General features: G+C 72.2%; 20 protein-coding genes. 5 read left to right on the top strand and 15 right to left on the bottom strand.

Annotated features, from left to right (window positions below):
• Positions 1-10: 10 nt before the first annotated feature.
• Positions 11-733: a 1-acyl-sn-glycerol-3-phosphate acyltransferase gene (locus IPK81_04940; protein QQS13584.1), complete on the bottom strand. Its 723-nt coding sequence runs from the start codon at positions 731-733 to the stop codon at positions 11-13.
• Between the two features lie 39 nt (positions 734-772).
• Entirely contained in the window at positions 773-1,330 is a 558-nt protein-coding gene (locus IPK81_04945) for an HAD-IIIA family hydrolase (GenBank protein QQS13585.1), read from the bottom strand.
• A gap of 74 nt (positions 1,331-1,404) precedes the next feature.
• Here IPK81_04945 and IPK81_04950 point away from each other — a divergent pair, with 74 nt between their 5' ends.
• Entirely contained in the window at positions 1,405-2,169 is a 765-nt protein-coding gene (locus IPK81_04950; GenBank protein QQS13586.1) for a zinc-ribbon domain-containing protein, read from the top strand.
• 14 nt (positions 2,170-2,183) lie between these two features.
• The gene (hpt, locus tag IPK81_04955; protein ID QQS13587.1) at positions 2,184-2,720 is read left to right on the top strand and encodes a hypoxanthine phosphoribosyltransferase; all 537 of its coding nucleotides are present in this window, start codon (positions 2,184-2,186) and stop codon (positions 2,718-2,720) included.
• Positions 2,721-2,741: 21 nt separating this feature from the next.
• On the opposite strand, the gene IPK81_04960 is transcribed toward hpt, so the two are convergent.
• From IPK81_04960 to argH, 5 genes are all read right to left on the bottom strand, one after another.
• The gene (locus IPK81_04960) at positions 2,742-5,279 is read right to left on the bottom strand and encodes a TIGR02302 family protein (GenBank protein QQS13588.1); all 2,538 of its coding nucleotides are present in this window, start codon (positions 5,277-5,279) and stop codon (positions 2,742-2,744) included.
• Between the two features lie 216 nt (positions 5,280-5,495).
• The gene (locus IPK81_04965; protein QQS13589.1) at positions 5,496-6,239 is read right to left on the bottom strand and encodes a hypothetical protein; all 744 of its coding nucleotides are present in this window, start codon (positions 6,237-6,239) and stop codon (positions 5,496-5,498) included.
• A 12-nt stretch (positions 6,240-6,251) separates the two neighbouring features.
• The gene (gene lysA, locus IPK81_04970) at positions 6,252-7,514 is read right to left on the bottom strand and encodes a diaminopimelate decarboxylase (protein ID QQS13590.1); all 1,263 of its coding nucleotides are present in this window, start codon (positions 7,512-7,514) and stop codon (positions 6,252-6,254) included.
• Between the two features lie 13 nt (positions 7,515-7,527).
• Complete coding sequence (locus IPK81_04975) at positions 7,528-7,701, bottom strand: hypothetical protein (protein ID QQS13591.1); 174 nt, start codon at positions 7,699-7,701, stop codon at positions 7,528-7,530.
• 10 nt (positions 7,702-7,711) lie between these two features.
• Entirely contained in the window at positions 7,712-9,100 is a 1,389-nt protein-coding gene (argH, locus tag IPK81_04980; protein QQS14959.1) for an argininosuccinate lyase, read from the bottom strand.
• Between the two features lie 175 nt (positions 9,101-9,275).
• On the opposite strand from argH, the gene IPK81_04985 reads away from it, so the two are divergent.
• Both IPK81_04985 and IPK81_04990 read left to right on the top strand, forming a co-directional pair.
• Positions 9,276-9,809 carry a TlpA family protein disulfide reductase gene (locus IPK81_04985; GenBank protein QQS13592.1) on the top strand — a complete coding sequence of 178 codons (534 nt, stop codon included), beginning with the start codon at positions 9,276-9,278 and terminating at the stop codon, positions 9,807-9,809.
• A gap of 21 nt (positions 9,810-9,830) precedes the next feature.
• Positions 9,831-11,006 (top strand): hypothetical protein, encoded by a 1,176-nt coding sequence (locus tag IPK81_04990; GenBank protein ID QQS13593.1) that lies wholly within the window; start codon positions 9,831-9,833, stop codon positions 11,004-11,006.
• 136 nt (positions 11,007-11,142) lie between these two features.
• On the opposite strand, the gene prpB is transcribed toward IPK81_04990, so the two are convergent.
• From prpB to IPK81_05025, 7 genes are all read right to left on the bottom strand, one after another.
• On the bottom strand, positions 11,143-12,060 hold the full coding sequence (prpB, locus tag IPK81_04995) for a methylisocitrate lyase (GenBank protein ID QQS13594.1): 918 nt from the start codon (positions 12,058-12,060) through the stop codon (positions 11,143-11,145).
• Between the two features lie 78 nt (positions 12,061-12,138).
• Positions 12,139-13,014 carry a 3-hydroxybutyryl-CoA dehydrogenase gene (locus tag IPK81_05000; protein QQS13595.1) on the bottom strand — a complete coding sequence of 292 codons (876 nt, stop codon included), beginning with the start codon at positions 13,012-13,014 and terminating at the stop codon, positions 12,139-12,141.
• Between the two features lie 59 nt (positions 13,015-13,073).
• A complete protein-coding gene (locus IPK81_05005; GenBank protein QQS13596.1) occupies positions 13,074-14,012 on the bottom strand; it encodes an FAD-binding protein in 939 nt (312 codons plus the stop codon).
• A gap of 1 nt (position 14,013) precedes the next feature.
• Positions 14,014-14,763, bottom strand: a complete 750-nt coding sequence (locus IPK81_05010; GenBank protein ID QQS13597.1) for an electron transfer flavoprotein subunit beta/FixA family protein — start codon at positions 14,761-14,763, stop codon at positions 14,014-14,016.
• Between the two features lie 184 nt (positions 14,764-14,947).
• Positions 14,948-15,514 carry a cob(I)yrinic acid a,c-diamide adenosyltransferase gene (locus IPK81_05015; GenBank protein ID QQS13598.1) on the bottom strand — a complete coding sequence of 189 codons (567 nt, stop codon included), beginning with the start codon at positions 15,512-15,514 and terminating at the stop codon, positions 14,948-14,950.
• A 16-nt stretch (positions 15,515-15,530) separates the two neighbouring features.
• Positions 15,531-15,740, bottom strand: coding sequence for a hypothetical protein (locus IPK81_05020; GenBank protein ID QQS13599.1), 210 nt, complete (start codon positions 15,738-15,740; stop codon positions 15,531-15,533).
• Positions 15,741-15,827: 87 nt separating this feature from the next.
• Positions 15,828-16,469, bottom strand: a complete 642-nt coding sequence (locus tag IPK81_05025) for an HAD-IA family hydrolase (GenBank protein ID QQS13600.1) — start codon at positions 16,467-16,469, stop codon at positions 15,828-15,830.
• A gap of 98 nt (positions 16,470-16,567) precedes the next feature.
• On the opposite strand from IPK81_05025, the gene IPK81_05030 reads away from it, so the two are divergent.
• Positions 16,568-17,044 (top strand): GNAT family N-acetyltransferase, encoded by a 477-nt coding sequence (locus IPK81_05030; protein ID QQS13601.1) that lies wholly within the window; start codon positions 16,568-16,570, stop codon positions 17,042-17,044.
• Here the strand turns inward: IPK81_05030 and IPK81_05035 are convergent.
• Positions 17,041-17,688 (bottom strand): HAD family phosphatase, encoded by a 648-nt coding sequence (locus IPK81_05035; protein QQS13602.1) that lies wholly within the window; start codon positions 17,686-17,688, stop codon positions 17,041-17,043. The two genes, IPK81_05030 and IPK81_05035, sit on opposite strands and share 4 nt — an antisense overlap.
• Positions 17,689-17,759 lie beyond the last annotated feature (71 nt).

Raw genomic sequence — 17,759 nt, forward strand, 5'->3', positions numbered from 1 at the left:
CCGCGTCCCGCTACCGACGTGTCCCGGAACCCGCCGCGAGGCGGCGCGAGCCGGCCTCGATCCGCTCGCGCAGGGTCTCCATGAACGCCTCCCGGCGCAGCCCTGGCGGGATCGGCGGCAGGATTTCGACCTCGATCAAGCCCGGCTTCTTGAGGAAGGTGCGGCGGCCCCAGAACAGCCCGGAATTGAGCGCTACCGGCACGACCGGCAGCTTGAGCTGCGAATACAGCGCGGCGACGCCGGGCTGGTAGGGATGGTCGGCGCCGACCGCCGTCCGCGTTCCCTCGGGAAAGATGAGGATCCGCCGTCCGCCGTCGGCGGCGGCGCGCGCGTCTCGCAGGATGGCGCGCAGCGCCGCCGTCCCCGCCTTGCGGTCGATGCCGACGTTTCCGGCGCGCCACATCATCCAGCCGACGACGGGAATCAGGAACAGCTCGCGCTTGAGCACGATGGCGGCGTCTGGAAACACGACGTTGAACGCCAGCGTCTCCCAGGTCGACTGGTGCTTGGCGGCGACGATGTACGGGCCGTCCGGCAGCCGCCGCGCGCCGTGCACGACATGCCGCAGTCCGCAGGTCCAGCGCAGCAGCAGCAAGGTGCCCCGCACCCAGAGGCGCGCGTAGGCGCGCACGGCCGGCGCCGGCAGCAGCAGCACCGGCAGTCCGACGACGGCCAGCAGCGCCGACCACGCGTAGAAGCCGGCGTTGAAGAGGAGTGATCCGAGATGGTTCATGGCCGTCGCGATCCTAGAGCGCCGGCCGGCGCGCCGCCATCACCCACCGGCGCCGCCGAGATAGGCCGCGACCGCGGCCGCGAGATCGGCGTGGACGGCGACCGGCAGCAAATCGGCCGGCACGCCGGCGGCCTGCGTGGCGGCACCTTTGCCGGTGCGCACCAGAACGCGCGGACAGCCCGCCGCCTTCGCCGCCTGGAGATCGCGCAGATCGTCGCCGATCATCGGCGTCTCGGCCGCCGACGCGCCGAACCGTCGTAACGCCTCGCGCAGCATGCCGGGGTTGGGTTTGCGGCGTTCGCCGGCGCGGTCCGGCGGGTCGACGCATTCGAACACGGCGTCGAGCCGCGCGCCGGCCTCGCGCGCCAGACGTTCGCGCATCTCGAGGTGGATGCGGTCGAGCATGTCCTGGCCGATCACGCCGCGCCCGACGATGGACTGGTTCGTGACGACGGCGACGCGCACGCCGGCCTCGTTCAGCCGCGCGATCGCCGCGGCGGCGCCGGGGATGAGGATCAGCTCGCCCGGCGTCTTGACCGAGTCGGCCCGGTCGACGTTGATCGTGCCGTCCCGATCCAGAAGCACCAGACGGGCCATCCCCGCTCCGTTGTTGTATGGCCATTTCTGGTCATCTACATTCCGGCCAGCAATAAATCTGGTATCGTCGCCCGATGCAAATCACCTGCCCGAACTGCTCGGCGCGCTACATGGTCGATCCGGCGGCGATCGGCGCCAACGGCCGCACGGTCCAGTGTTTCCGATGCGGCCACAAGTGGTTCGAGCGGCCGGCGAGCGCCAAGCCGGCCGACACCGAGGCGGGCGCGACGGCACCGGAACGTCCGGGAGCGCCGCACGCCGCCGAGAAGGCGGTTCCGGACGTCGTCATCCGCCCGGCGAATCCGGCCGAGGCGCCGTCCCTGCCGAGCGTCGCGGTAGAGGAGCGCGGAACGCCGGGTTGGCTCAAGATCGTGATCGGCGCGCTGGTCCTGCTCGCCCTGATCGGCGCCGCCGGCTACCTGCTGCGCAACCAACTCGGACCAACGGGCGGGCAGGCGCCGGGCGCCACGACGGGCAAGAGCGCGAAGACGCCGCCGGGCGGCGGCCCGTGCGCGGCGCCGGGCATCGTGGTCAAAGCCCCCGCCCAGCACGCCTCGATCGAGATCGTCGGCGCCAAGGCGACCGCGATGGCCGGTCCCGACGGCGGACAGACCACGGTGGTCGGCGGCGACATCCTCAACACCGGCGGCGCCGACGTGATGATCTGCCGCCTGTGGTTCGTGTTCAAGGACGGCGCCGGCAAGCCGATCGCGGAGAAGAACTACGCTCTGGCCGAGGGGATCGTGGCGCCGGGCGGCCGCGCGCCGTTCGAGGTCAAGGTCTCCGACGCGCCGAACGGCACCGTGAGCTTCGACCTCGTGGTCGAGGCCGGCGGCTGATCCCAGCCGCGTCCATGCCCGCGCCCGACGCGATCGCCGTCCGCATTCCCGCCGCCGAGATCGCCGCGCGCGTCGAGGCGCTGGCCGGCGAGGTCCGCGCCGCGCTGCCCGACGACACGCTGATCGTGCCGATCCTGACGGGCAGCTTCATCTTCGCGGCCGACCTGGGTGCGCGCGCGCTGGCGCGCGCCGGCGCCGACTGGCCGCTCGATTTCATGACCCTGTCGAGCTACGGCGCCGGCGTGGACTCGCGCGGCCATGTGTCGGTGGTGCGCGACCTGCGCGAGGACGTCGCGGGCCGCGCCGTGCTGATCGTCGAGGACATCCTCGACACCGGCACCACTCTGGCCTTCGCGCGCGACCTGCTGGCGGCGCGCGGCGCGCGCGAGGTGCGGATCTGCGCGTTGCTGGACAAGCCGGCGCGCCGCCGCGTCGAGGTCGCGGCCGATTTCACGGGCTTCCAGATCGGCGACGAGTTCGTGGTCGGCTACGGCCTCGACCACGCCGGCCGCCACCGCGGTCTGCCGTATATCGGGGTCGTCGGGGGCTGAGAGCCGTCGCCGGCCGCCGTCTCAGAACTGGCGCAGCAGGCGGTCGATGTAGTCGAGCTCCGGCTTCGGACGCTCCGGCTCGCCGGCGCGCCGGCGCAGCTCCTCGAGGATCTCGCGCGAGCGCTGGCGGTCGATCCGGTCCGGCACCTTGATGTCGTCGGTGTCGATCGCCTCGCCGTAGTTGCCCTCGGCGCGGCCGAACGGATCGCGGCTCTGCGCCTGCGAGCGCTCCTCGACCTCGCCGCGATCCTGCTGGTTGCCGGGACCGCGCTGCATGCGCTCGGCCATCTCCGACATGCCCTGCTGCAGGTTCTCGAGCGCGCGCCGCTGGGCGCGGGCGGCGCCCTCGAAATCGCCGCGCCGCAGCGCCTGCTCGGCCTCGCGCATCGCGCGCTCGCCGCGGCCCAGCGAGTCCGGCACGTTGCCGTCGCCGAACCGGCCCATGAAATCGCCGAGCTGGCCGCGCAGCGCCTCCTGCTGGCCGCGCTGGCCCTCGCCCTGGCCGCCGCCGGGCTGCTGGCCGGGATCCTGTCCGCGCTGTCCCTGCTGTCCGCGCTGACCCTGCTGCCCGGGCTGCTGCTGGCCCTGCTGTCCGGGCTGGCCCTGCCCGCGCTGCTGGCGTTCCGACTCGTTGAGGAGGCGGTTCTGCTGGCGCGCCATGCGGTCCAGCTCGTTCATCATCTGGCGGTTCTGCTGGCCCTGCTGCCCCTGCTGGCCCGGCTGCTGACGGTCGGACAGCATCGGGCGCATGTTCTCCATGTCCTTCAGCATCTGCTCGAGCATCCGCTTGGCCTCGTCGCGCTGGCCGTTGCGGGCCATCTCGCGCGCCCGGTCCATCTGGCTCTGCATGTCCTGCGAGTTCATCTGGCGGTCGGGATCCATCTGCTCCGCCTCGCGCATCGCCTTCTCGCGCTCGGCCGGATCCTTCATCCGCTCGGCGAACTCCCGCATCATGCGGTCCATCGCCTCGCGCAACTCCTGGATCAGACGCTCGATCTCCGGATCGGGCGCGCCGCGGTCGAGCGCGTCCTTGAGCTCGCGCTGGGCGTCCTTGAACTCGCGTTCGGCGTCGCTCATGCCGACGCCCTCGACGCGCAGCGCCACGTCCCACATCAGCTTCTGCGTCTCGAGGATCGACTCGGCCTTGCGGTCGGTCGCCAGACGGTTCGCGGCCGTGCGCAGTCCGAGATGGACGACGGTGTCGCCCTTGTAGTCGGCCGGCTTCATGTTGAGCAGCAGCAGCCCCTGCGCCGCCGCCATGCGGTTGCCCTTGGGGTCCTGCGACAGGCCCTTGCGCAGCGCGATGATGCGCCGCGCCACGGGATGCGAGAAGCGGCGCTCCGGCAAATTCGCCCGCGCGGTGCCGCTGCGGCCTTCCTGGCCGGCGCCGTCGGTCGCGACCAGCTCGACCACCACCGGAAGGCCGGCCCACGGATGCGCCGTCAGGTCCTGGCGGACCGAATCCTCGATCCGCGCGCGGCCGGCGCCGGCCGCCGGCAGGTCCAGCGCCAGCCATTGCGGCTCGTCATCATTCACGAAGCCGGTCAGGGCGCTGCCGTGCAGCCGCAGGCGCGCGCCGACCGAGGCGACGCCGAAATCGTCGGCGGCGACGTAGTCGATGCGCAGCTCGCGGCGCTCCGTGCCTGCGGGATCGCGCAGGAACTCGACGGTCGGCGGCAGATCGCCCTGCAGGCGCAGCGTCCAGCGCGCGCGCTCGCGGCCGCGCACCACGACGGCGAGCGTCTCGCCCGCGTCGATCGTCGCCTCGACCTGGAACTTGGCGCCCGAGACGGCGGAGAACGCGGTCTCCTTGTCGTCGATGCGCAGCACCGGCGCGTCCTTGCCCGGCACGTTGTCGACGAAGCCGGTGATCTTCGAGCCGGCCGGCACGCGCAGAATCCTGCCCGCGTCCTTGGCGTCGAGATAGATCGGCGCCTTGCGCGTATGGGCCGGCGGCGACACCCAGAGCTCGACCAGGATCGGCGGCGGCGGCGGGAACGCCGGACTGACGGCGGTCACCAGACGGTCGGTGCGCCAGCCTCCGGCCGACACCACCGCGACGATCAGCAGCAGCGCCGGCACGAGGCGCAGCGCGCGCGAATCGAGCGCGGCCACGCCGGGCCGCGGCGCCTTGTTGCGCAGCGCCGCGAGGCGCTCGGCCTCGCGCCGGCGGTGCGCCGCCCATAGCGCCGCCGAGAACGAGTCGTCCTTGCCGACGGCCTGGCTGTCGTCGAGCGCCGTCAGCGGCCGGTGGGCGACGCCGCTATCGACCTCGAGCCGGCGCTGCGCGGCCTCGCGGCCGGGCCAGCCGACGCCGCGGAACAGCCACCACGTGCCGCCGACGAGCGCGGCCGCGAGCGCCACGAGAAGCGCGGTGTGGGTCCATGGTTCAAGGCCGGAGAACAGGTCGAGATGCGCGGCGGCGAGGAACAGGGCGATCGCGGCGAGCGCCGGCAGGATGCGCGGCCACACCGCTTCCCAAGCCAGCGCCCAACGCGCCAACGCCACTTTCCGGGCGACGCCGGAGGGCGGTGTCGGGGGCGACGGGGCGATCGGCATCGCGTCCTACTCCTCGGTCGGCGCCGTCAACTTCCAGTCGATGGACGGCCCAGCCGACTCCGACGCTGACGATCAACCATGGCGCTTCGATGGCATGCAAAATCCGATCCGCACGCCACACGAAAGAGTAACATTTTTGACGACCGCTCGGCCAGCGGTCGCGATCACAAAGAAGTGGCGTCGCGCCGGGGCGATAACGCCAGATATTCCATGGCCTTAGGGAGCCGCCTCGACATCCAGGCGGACGGATCTAGCGGCCGCCGGCGGCGAGTCCAGGACGCGCTCGACGCGCCTGCTGCCACCCGGCGCCAACGGCGGCGCCGCGAGCTCCAATCGGCGCTCGGCGATCGTCCGGTCCTCGCCATCGAGGAACAGGACGCGGATCGCCGCCACGCAGGCCGGCACGAGGCCGGCGTTGATGATCGTGGCCGCGACGCGCAGGCGGGGTGGCGTACCGGCCCGCGGCTCGATCCGGACGCCATCCAGAGCCACGACGGCGATCGTGGACGGCGGATCCGCCAGCGCCTCCGGTGCCGTCGTCTCGACGGCGAATTCGAGCGCCTCGGTAGCCACGACGGGGCTGGAGATCCAGTGCCGGAACGAGGTCCGCGCGCGCGGCGCGATGGCCGCGCCGGCGAGCGGCACCCAGCGTCGGGCGACGACGGCGCCGGTGGCGTCGCGGAAGTCGATCCGCAGCGCGCCCGGCTTCGCCGCGGCCACGCCGACATTGGCGATGTCGCCGACCACGAGCAACGCCGTCGATGGCGGCAACGGTCCCGCCGGCGGCGGCTCGAGCCGGACGCCCTCGAGCTCGAAGCGCGGCCCGACCGCCGCCGGCGCGCTCGACGCCGGCGGCGCGATCTGCGGCGGACCCTGCGGCACCTGCGCCTGCGCCGCCGCGACGGCTCCCGACGCCGCGAGGAGCAGCGGCGCGAGGCGGCGCGCGACGGTGCGGCGCATCGCGTCGCCGGCCTACGCCAGCCAGTCGGGGACGCGGTCCGCGGCGATCAGATCCTCGACGGTCTGGCGCGGACGGATCACGGCGTAGCGGTCGCCGTCGACCAGCACCTCCGGCGCCATCGGCCGGGTGTTGTAGTTCGACGCCATCACCGCGCCGTAGGCGCCGGCGGACTTCACCGCGACCAGATCGCCGGCCGCCAGCGGCGGCATGGGACGCTTCTGCGCGAGGAAATCGCCGGACTCGCAGATCGGCCCGACGATGTCCGTCACGATCTCGGCGGCGCCGGCGCGCGGCTCGGCAACCGGCAGGATGTCGTGCCACGCCTCGTAAAGCGTCGGGCGGATCAGGTCGTTCATCGCGGCGTCGACCACCACGAAGGTGCGCGCCACGCCGGGCTTCACCACCACGACCTCGGCCAGCAGCGCCCCGGCCTCGCCGACCAGGCGCCTGCCGGGCTCGAAGGTCAGCGCGCAGCCCATGCCGCGCGTCTCCTCGCGCGCCATGTCCATGAACGCGCGCGGCGGCAGCGGCTGCTCGGCGCGGTAGCGGATGCCGAGCCCGCCGCCGACGTCGAAGCGCGCGATCGCATGGCCGTCGGCGCGCAGTTCCTCGATCAGCGCGCGCACGCGGCGGATCGCGGCGCGGTAGGGATCGAGCGAGACGATCTGCGAGCCGATGTGCATGGCGACGCCGACCGGCTTGAGGTGCGGGCGCGTGGCCGCGTAGGCGTAGGCCTCGCGCGCCAGATCGATGTCGATGCCGAACTTGTTCTCCTTGCGGCCGGTCGTGATCTTGGCGTGCGTGCCGGCGTCGACGTCGGGGTTCACGCGGATCGCGATGTCGACGTGCCGTCCCAGCGCAGCCGCGACGGCCTCCAGCATGTCGAGCTCGGCGCGGCTCTCGACGTTGATCTGCCGCACGCCGGCCTCCAGCGCCGCGCGCAGCTCCGAGGCCTTCTTGCCGACGCCGGAGAACACGATGTCGCGCGCCGCGACGCCGGCGGCCAGCGCGCGCCGCATCTCGCCCTCGGACACCACGTCGGCGCCGGCGCCCAGCGCGGCGAACGCCTTGATCACCGCCAGATTGCTGTTGGCCTTGACCGCGTAGTGGATCTCGCCGTCGAGGTCGCCCATCGCGGCGGCGAAGGCCCGGTAGTTCCCGCGCAGCGCCGCCAGCGAGTAGACGTAGGCCGGCGTGCCGACCTCGCGCGCGATGCGCGACAGCGCCACGTTTTCGACGACCATCTCGCCGTCGCGGTAGATGAAGGGGTCCATCGGGTGTTCCGGATCAGGTCTTCGGCGTCGCCGGCGGCGGCGCCACCTGCCACGGCGTCGGCTCGGGCGCGGGATAGCTGCGGGTCGGCGCCTGTTTGCCGCTCGGCGGCTCGGGTTCGCCCTTCTTGCCGCACGCCGCCAGCGCCAGCGCCGACAGCAGCAGGAGCGACGCGGTCCGCGGGGTCACGGCGGCGCCCTCAACGCCGCGGCCCGCCGGCGCCGAGGAAGCGCTTGCGCGCCGCCGCCGCCGCCTTGCGGACGTTGGCGGGCGCGGTGCCGCCGAAGCTCGTGCGCGCCGCCACCGAGGCGTCGACCGTCAACACACGGTACACGGCGGGGGTGATCCGCGGCTCGACCGCGCGCATCTCCTCCAGCGACAGGCCGGCGAGATCGACGCCCCGCGTCGACGCCGCCGCCACCAGCCGCCCGGTGACGTGGTGCGCCTGGCGGAACGGCAGGCCGACCGCGCGCACCAGCCAGTCGGCGAGGTCGGTGGCGACCGAGAAATCGGCGCCGGCCGCCGCGCGCATGCGGTCGAGGTTCGGCTTCAGGTCGCGCGCCATGCCCGCCATCGCGGCGAGGCCGAGCTCGAGCGAGTCGGCGCAGTCGAACACCGGCTCCTTGTCCTCCTGCATGTCCTTGGAATAGGTCAGCGGCAGGCCCTTCATCACGACCATCAGCGTCGCGAAGTCGCCGAGGATGCGGCCTGTCTTGGCGCGCACCAGCTCGGCGGCGTCGGGATTGCGCTTCTGCGGCATGATCGAGCTGCCGGTGGTGAAGGCGTCCGACAGCGCGATGAAGCGGAACGGCGCGCTGCACCAGATGAAGATCTCCTCGGCCAGGCGTGAGAGATGAACGGCGCAGATAGACGACGCGGCCATGAACTCCAGCGCGTAGTCGCGGTCCGACACGCCGTCGAGCGAGTTCGCCATCGGCCGGTCGAAGCCCAGCGCCTTCGCCGTCATGTGCCGGTCGATCGGATGCGGCGTGCCGGCGAGCGCGGCGGCGCCGAGCGGGCTCTCGTTCATGCGCGCCCGGCAGTCGGCGAAGCGGCCGCGGTCGCGGCCGAACATCTCGACATAGGCCAGCAGATGGTGGCCGAACGTCACGGGCTGCGCCGTCTGCAGGTGGGTGAATCCCGGCATGACGGCGTTCCAGTGCCGCTCCGCCTGCTCGATCAGCGCCGCCTGGAGGTCGCGCAGCAGCGCCTCGGCGCGGTCGACCGCGTCGCGCACCCACAGCCGCACGTCGAGCGCGACCTGGTCGTTACGCGAGCGCGCGGTGTGCAGGCGCCCGGCGGCGTCGCCGATCAGCTCCGTCAGCCGGCCCTCCACGTTCATGTGGATGTCCTCGAGCCGCGTCTGGAACCGGAACCTGCCGGCGTCGATCTCGGCCTCGATCCGCTTCAGTCCGGCGACGATGGCGCGCCCGTCGGCCGCCGTGACGATCCGGCGCGCCACCAGCATGCGGCAATGCGCGATCGAACCGGCGATGTCCTGGCGGTACATACGCTGGTCGAAGCCGATCGAGGCGTTGATCTTCTCCATGATCTCGGCCGGGCCGGCGGCGAAACGGCCGCCCCACATGGCGTTCGATCCGGCCTTGCCGGCGCGCCCCTTCGGCGCCGCGGCGGCGCGCGGTTTCGTGATCTTGCGGAGGGCTTGTTGCGGCTTACGGGTCATGACGCTTTCGCGGAAAACGCTTAGGATGGGCGTTATGGCACAGCTTGACGGTCGTTTCCTACCTCGCAGGCGGCGCGTCGTGGCCGCGCTCGCCACGCTCTGGGCGGCGCCGGCGCTCGCGTCCGAGCCGACCCGCCCGCCCGCCACCGGCGCCATGTCGCGCTTCGAGGCCGCGTCCGAGCGCCGCCCGGCGCCGGCGTTCGCCTACCTCGACGCCGCCGACCGCCAGGAGTCGCTGGCCGGGCTGCGCGGCAAGGTCGTGCTGGTGAATTTCTGGGCCACGTGGTGCGTGCCCTGCGTCAAGGAGATGCCCGGCCTAGACCGCCTCGCCGGGCGGATCGGGCCGGAGCGCTTCACCGTGCTCGCGCTGTCGCTCGACGGCCCCAGCCGGCCGAAGGTCGCGCCATTCATCGAGAGCAAAGGGCTCAAACGCCTCGAGGTGCGGTTCGACGCGCGACGCGCCGCCTTCACGGCGCTCGGCGTGTCCGTCCTGCCGACGTCGGTGCTGTTCGACGCCGAGGGCCGCGAGGTCGGCCGCTTGGTCGGCGACGCCGAATGGGACTCGCCCGAGGCGGAGGCGCTGGTGCGCCACGTGCTCGACGCGCGTTCCTGAGCGCGGCCGGGAGGCGCGGCGTTGGCGCGCATCCTCTTCGCGTGGGAGCTCGGCGGCGGCACCGGCTACGCCGACCGCCTGCGCGCCATCGCCGACGCCGTCGCGCTGGAGGGCCACGAGCCGGTGTTCGCGATCCGCGACCTGATCGGCACGGCGGAATTCTTCCGCGACCGGCCGTGGATCGTGATGCAGAGCCCGCTGGCGGTCGGCCAGCTGCATCCGACCAATCCCAATTTCGTGCCCGGCAGCTACGCCGACCTGCTGGCGGTGAACAACTTCCTCGACCCCGAGCATCTCTACCGCCTCGTCCACGCCTGGCAGATGCTGTTCCTGGCGCTGCAGCCGTCGTTGATCGTCGGCGAGTACGCGCCGGTCGCCACCGTCGCCGCGCACGGCCGCATCCCGATGATCGTCACCGGCCACGGCTACCTCGTGCCGCCGGTGGAGCGGCCGGAATTCCCGATCTTCGACGCCGGCGCGCCGCGCTTCGCGCCGCAGGAGCGGCTGGTGGAGACGATGCGCGCGGTGCAGCGCCGGCTCGGCGGCGCGGTCGCCGACACGTTGACGGAGGTGATCGGCGGCGCCCGGCACTTCGTGACGTCGTTCGCCGAGACGGATCCCTACGCCGCGTTCCGGCTGCGCGCCCACGCCGGCCCGCTCGAACGCTACGACCCGCCGGAGCCGCCCTCGGGCCCGCCGTCGTTCCACGCCTACCTGTCGGCGTCGCATCCCCGCATCCGCATGCTGCTGGAATCGCTGGTCGAGAGCGGCGTGCGCGGCGGCGCCTACATCAAGCGCGCCACACCGGAGATCCGCCAGTACCTGTCCGAACGCGGCGTCACCGTGTACGATCGGCCGCCGCCGCTGGCCGAGGCGGTCAAGGCGGCGTCGGTCGTCGTGCACCACGGCGGCGCATCGACGCTCGCCGCCGCGATGGGCGCGGGCCGCCCGCAACTGCTGTGGCCGGAGGTCGCCGACCAGCAGGTGTCGGCCAACACCATCGACCGGCTGGGGATCTCGGTGCACGGAAGGCGCCGGCTGCACAACGCCGCGCAGGCGTCGGCGGCGCTGCGCGAGATGGCGCAGAGCGGCGAGGCGACGACCCGCGCCATGGCGTTGGCCCGCGACATCCAGAGCCGCGGCGAGCACGGCAGCCTCGGCGCCATCACCGCCGCGGCGCGCGAGTTCCTCGGCTAGGTCGTTCGTCGCGCGTCTGGATGTTCCCCGTCATCCCCGGCGCAGCGAGGGATTTTTCCGCCGCGCGAAGATCCCTCGCTGCGCCCGGGATGACGGCCGGAAACGAGCGCTTCCGCGCCGGTGGCGCGCGCCCGGCTCAACCCGTCGGCGTGTCCGCCGGCGCGATGGATCGGATGATCGAGGCGTCGAGCGCCTCGTAACCGCCGTAGCCTATCGTCTCGTAGAGCTCACGCCGAGTCTGCATGCGCCCGACCACGTTCTGCGCGCCGTCGTCGCGCGCCAGCGCGGCGTAGAGATCGGCCTGGGCGCGCGCCGCCATCCGCAGCGCGCTGACCGGCCAGATCACCATGCGGTAGCCCATCGCCTCGAACTCGCGCGCGGTGAGGAACGGCGTGCGGCCGAACTCCGTCATGTTGGCGAGCGCCGGCGCGTCGACGGCGCGCGCGAACTCGCGGAACGACTCCGCGTCCGGCAGCGCGTCGGCGAACACGGCGTCGGCGCCGGCGGCGAGGTAGCGCCGCGCCCGCGCGATCGCGCCGTCCAGCCCCTCGCCGGCGGCGGCGTCGGTGCGCGCCACGATCCGCAGATGGCGGCGCGCCTTCGCGGCGGCCGCGATCTTGGCGGCCATGTCGTCGACCGTCGCCAGCCGCTTGTCGTTCAGATGCCCGCACTTTTTCGGCAGGATCTGGTCCTCGATATGGACGGCGGCGGCGCCCGCATCCTCGAACGCGCGCACCATGTGCATGACGTTCAACGCCTCGCCGTAGCCGGTGTCGCCGTCGACGAGCACCGGCAGGCCGGACGCCCGCGCCACCTGGCGGATGAAGAAGCAGACGTCCTCGATGGTGATGATTCCGAGGTCGGGCAGACCCATCGACGCGCTCATCGCCGCGCCCGACAGATACAGCGCCTCGAAACCCGCGGCCTTCGCCTGCAGCGCCGCCAGACCATTATGGGCGCCGGGCAGGCGCAGGATGCCGGGGCGCGCCAGCAGCGCGGCGAACCGGTCGCCGGCCGCTATGGAGGGCGCGTCGGCGCCGACGAGATACGTCATGGGGGCCTCCCGGCGCGGCGTCCGGGCGGCGGTGCGCGCCCGGACGGGACGCGGTGCGCGTTCGCGCGCGGACGCGCCTCAGCGCGTCGGGACCGGCTTTTCGCCGCGGTAGTCGTAGAACCCGCGGCCGGCCTTCTTGCGGCCGAGCCAGCCGGCCTCGACGTATTTCACCAGCAGCGGGCACGGCCGGTACTTGGAATCCGCGAGGCCCTCGTAGAGCACCTGCATGACCGACAGGCAGGTGTCGAGGCCGATGAAGTCGGCGAGCTGCAGCGGGCCCATCGGGTGGTTGGCGCCCAGCCGCATCGCGGTGTCGATCGAGTCGACGTTGCCGACGCCCTCGTACAGCGCGTAGACGGCCTCGTTGATCATCGGCAGCAGGATGCGGTTGACGATGAAGGCCGGGAAGTCCTCGGCGTTGGCCGGGGTCTTGCCGAGGCGGATCGTCAGGTCGCGCACGGCCCGGAACGTCTCCTCCTCGGTGGCGATGCCGCGGATCAGCTCGACGAGCTGCATCAGCGGCACCGGATTCATGAAGTGCATGCCGATGAACTTGCCCGGACGGTCGGTGACCGAGGCCAGGCGCGTCACGGAGATCGACGAGGTGTTGGTGGCGATGTAGGCCGCCGGCGGCAGCGCCGGGCAGAGCTTCTTGAAGATCTCGCGCTTGACCTGCTCGTTCTCGGTCGCCGCCTCGATCACGAGGTCGCAATCCTTGAAGATCGCGAAATCCTCTCCGGCCTCGATCCGGCCGATCGCCGCGTCGCGCTCCTCCGGCTTGATCATCGACCGGCCGATCTGGCGGTCCATGTTGTGGCCGATGGCCTCGATGCCGCGTCTGGCGCGGGCCAGGTCGACGTCGACCAGCTTCACGCTGAGGCCCTTGAGCGCGCAGACATGCGCGATGCCGCCGCCCATCTGGCCGGCGCCGATCACGCCGATCCGCTGGATCATCTTCCTGCTCCCGCGATAGCGGTCCGGGCCGGGCGCCGCGCCCCGTCCGCGGCCGCGCGTCACTTCTTCTCGATGGCCGCCGTCAGCTCCGGGATGATCTGGAACAGATCGCCCACCAGGCCGTAGTCGGCGACCTGGAAGATCGGCGCCTCCTCGTCCTTGTTGATGGCGACGATGGTCTTGCTGTCCTTCATGCCGGCGAGATGCTGGATCGCGCCCGAGATGCCGATGGCGATGTAGAGGTCTGGCGCCACCACCTTGCCGGTCTGGCCGACCTGGTAGTCGTTGGGCACGAAACCCGCGTCGACGGCGGCGCGGCTGGCGCCGAGGCCGGCGCCGAGCTTGTCGGCCAGCGGCTCGAGCAGCTTGTTGAAATTCTCGCCCGAGGCCAGGCCGCGGCCGCCGGAGATGACGATCTTGGCGCTGGTCAGCTCCGGCCGCTCGGATTTGGACACCTCGGCGCCGACGTAGGAGGACAGGCCGGCGGAGCCGGTGCCGCCGACGCTCTCGACGGCGGCCGAGCCCGCGCCGGGCAGCGCCTTGAAGTTGGTCGGGCGCACGGTGACGATCTTGATCTTGTCGGTCGCCTGCACGGTGGCCATGGCGTTTCCGGCGTAGATCGGCCGCACGAAGGTGTCGGGCGACACGACCTGCACCGCCTCGGAGACCTGCGCCACGTCGAGCAGCGCCGCGACCCTGGGCATCAGGTTCTTGCCGACGGTGTCGGCGGCCATCACGACGTGGCCGTAGCCGGCGGCGAGCTTGACCACCAGCGGCGCGATATCCTCGGCCACCCAGTTGGCGTAGGCCGCGTCCTCGGCGTGCAGCACCTTGGCGACGCCCGCGACCGCGGCGGCGGACTGGGCCGCGGCGGCGGCGTTCGAGCCGGCGACCAGGACGTGGACGTCGGCGTCCATCTGCGAGGCGGCGGCGACGGCGTTGGCGACGTTGGCGCGGACGGCGGTGCCGTCGTGCGCGGCGACGACGAGGACGCTCATCTCAGATCACTCCCGCTTCGTTCTTCAGCTTGTCGATCAGCTCGGCGACGGTCTTGACCTTGATGCCGGCCTTGCGCGTCGGCGGCTCCTCGACCTTGAGCGTCTTGATGCGCGGCGCCACGTCGACGCCCAGCGACTCCGGCGTGTGCGCGTCGATCGGCTTCTTCTTCGCCTTCATGATGTTCGGCAGCGAGGCATAGCGCGGCTCGTTGAGGCGCAGGTCGGTGGTGACCACGGCCGGCAGCTTCAGCTTCACGGTCTCCAGGCCGCCGTCGATCTCGCGCTTGACCTCGATCGAGCCGTCGCCGACCGCCAGCTTGTTGGCGAAGGTGCCCTGCGACCAGCCCAGCAGCGCCGCCAGCATCTGGCCGGTCTGGTTGCTGTCGTCGTCGATCGCCTGCTTGCCGACGATGACCAGCCCGGGCTGCTCCTTGTCGACCACGGCCTTCATCAGCTTGGCGACGGCCAGCGGCTGGAGCTCGGCGTCGGTGTTGACGTGGACGCCGCGGTCGGCGCCCATCGCCAGCGCCGTGCGGATCGTCTCCTGGCACTGCTGCGGGCCGGCGCTGAACGCGATGACCTCGGTCGCCTTGCCCTGCTCGCGGAGCCGGACGGCCTCCTCGACGGCGATCTCGTCGAAGGGGTTCATCGACATCTTGACGTTCGCCGTCTCGACGCCCGTCTTGTCGGCCTTGACGCGGATCTTGACGTTGTAGTCGACCACGCGTTTGACCGCGACCAGCACTTTCATCGTTTCGCCGCTCCGGACGGAATTCCAAAGGCGTTTGGTCTAGGACGCCGGCGCGGCGACTGTCAAGCCGATGCGGCGGCGCACAAAGACCCCAGCGCCCCGCGAAAGATCAGGCATATCAACGCTTTGGCCGCGCGCCGGCCGACACGCGCGAATGGCTGACGTTCGCCCGTGGCGGGCGGCCTCAGCGGTTCTGGCCCGGCACCCAGAGCACGTCGGCGGCGCCCTTGTCGTTGAGCCAGCGCGCCATCACGAACAGATGGTCCGACAGACGGTTGATGAACTGGATCGCCTCGGATCCCACCGCCTCGGTCTCGGCCAGCGCCGTCATCTCGCGCTCGGCGCGGCGCACGACGGTGCGGGCCAGATGCAGATACGCAGACGCCGGCGAGCCGCCCGGCAGCACGAACGATTTCAGCGGCGCCAGCTCGGCGTTCATGGCGTCGATCTCGCGCTCCAGCCGCTGGACCTGCGCCGCCACGACGCGCAGCGGCTCGAACTCGAGCTTCGCGCCCTCGTCCGGCGTGCACAGATCGGCGCCGAGGTCGAACAGGTCGTTCTGGATGCGGCCGAGCATGGCGTCGGCCTCGCCCGCGGTGTGCTGCCGCGCCAGGCCGATCACGCCGTTGGCCTCGTCGACCGTGCCGTAGGCGGCCACCCGCGGATCGTGCTTGGCCACCCGCCGGCCGGTGCCGAGCGAGGTCTTCCCCTTGTCGCCGCCCCGGGTGTAGATCCGCGTCAACTGGACCATCGCGCCCTCCGCGCCGTCAGGCGTTCTTGAGGAAGTACCAGAGGATGATGAAGCCGACGGCGGCGAGTTGGAGCCGCACGCGCCACCACATCATCCGGTTGCCGGCGCGTTTGCCCTCCATGCCGTTCTGGCCGGAGCGCGCCATGCCGATGAAGATCGACGCCAGCGCGCCCAGCATGCTCAGCCCGGCGAAGATCAGGGCGATGTAGGACAGGGCTTTGGCCATGCGGCCCTCCGGTGGCGGGACGGGCGGCGTCGCGCGCCGCGCCGTCCGCATATGGCGCTTCGGGGCGGCGCTGGCAATCCGCCCGGGTCAGCCGATCAGGCCCGGCAGCGCGCGCATGTCGTCGAACAGCTCGGCGCCGGCCGCCGCCAGCGCGGCGGCGTCGTTGTTGGGATTGACGTAGCCCAGCACGCGCATGCCGGCGGCGCGGGCGCCCGACACGCCGGGCACCGAATCCTCGACCACGACGCAGTCCGCCGGCGCGTAGCCCATCCGCGCGGCGGCGTGCAGGAACAGGTCGGGCGCCGGCTTGCCGCGCTCGACCATGGCGGCGACGTAGATCCGCTCCGCCCCGAAATGCGGCAGCAGCCCGGTCTCGTCGAGATGGCGCCGCACGTCGTCGTACAGCCCCGACGACGCCACGCATTTGGGATGCGGCAGCGCCGCCAGCGCGTCGGGCACGCCGGCGATCACCTCCAGCCCCTCCGTCGCGAACAGCCGGTCCGTGGCGGCGAACACGCGGGTCAGAAAGTCCGCCGGCAGCTTCGCGCCACGCTCCGCCTCGAGGATCGCGAGGCAGTCCGGCAGCGGCCGCCCCATCAGCCGGCGCGCCACGTCGCCCGGCGTCCACTTCACGCCGACGGCGCCGATCGTCTCCGACCAGGCCCGGTTGTAGAGCCGCTCGCTATCGATCAGCGTGCCGTCGCAGTCGAAAATAATGAGTCCCGCCATCGCCGCTCCTGTCTACAGCACGGCGCGGGTGGCGCAACCGCCGCGCCGATCGGGGCGCGGACGCGCTAGACTTGCGACAATCCAAAGGAGCGACGGGCATGACCGATGTCGTCGAATTGACGGAGGGCCGCGGCGAGCTCGCGCGCGCCGTGCTCTCGGATCTGCCGGAATGGTTCGGCCGGCCGGACGCGCTTTTGGAGTACGTCCGCGCCGCCGACCGCCAGACCATGCTGGCGCTGCGGCTGGACGACGGCCGTCCTATCGGCTTCCTGTCGCTGCGCGCGCATTCGCCGGTCTCCTCGGAAGCCTACGTGCTCGGCGTCATGCGGCGCTGGCACCGGCGGGGCCACGGCCGCCGGCTGTTCGACGCCGCCGCGCGCCTTCTCGCCGCGCGAGGCGTGCGCAACCTCACGGTCAAGACGCTGGCGGCGGACCACCCCGATCCGCACTACGCCGCGACCCGCGCGTTCTACGAGGCGCTGGGATTCGAACCGCTGGAGGTCTTCCCCGATCTGTGGGGCGCCGGCACGCCGTGCCTGCTGATGCTCAAGCGCCTCGAGGCGCCCGCGCGCTAGACGTCCAGCAGGCGCGGCAGCTCGCGCATGTCGGTGAACACCAAGCCGCCGGCCGCCGCGAGCCCGTCCCTGTCGGCGTAGGGCGCGCCGGCGTAGCTCAGCACCCGCATGCCCGCGGCGACGCCGGCCTGCGTGCCGGCGACGGAATCCTCGACCACGACGCAATCCCCCGGGGCCGCGCCCATCTCCTCGGCGGCGAACAGGAACAGATCGGGGAACGGCTTGCCGCGCGCCACCTGCGTGGACGAATGGATGCGGCCCGCGAAGCGGTCCCACAGGCCGGCGGCGCCCAGCGTGATCCGCATCTTGCCGATCTCTCCGGACGAGGCGACGCAGGTCCGGTGCTCCGCCAGCTCGACGGCGTCGATCGCCATCTCCACGCCCGGCACCGCGGCGACGCCCTCGCGCCGGAACGCCTCGAACGTCTCCGCCTGGAGGCGCTCGACGAAATCCGCCGGCAGCGCGCGGCCCAGTTCGCGCTCGACGATCTCGACGCAGGATCTCATCGACCGCCCCACCAGCCGCCGCATCGTCTCGGCCACGTCCCACGCCAGCCCCTCGCGGTTGAGCGCGGCGGCGAAGCAGCGGTTGGAGAGCGGCTCGGTGTCGACCAGAACGCCGTCGCAGTCGAAGATCACGAGCATCGCGGGCCATCCATGGCGGCGGGATGCGGTGGCGGCGGCGTCGACGGCATGGCCCGCTTCTAGCACGACGG

This window comes from Rhodospirillales bacterium (genome assembly GCA_016699855.1).
Classification (GTDB): Bacteria; Pseudomonadota; Alphaproteobacteria; order Reyranellales; family Reyranellaceae.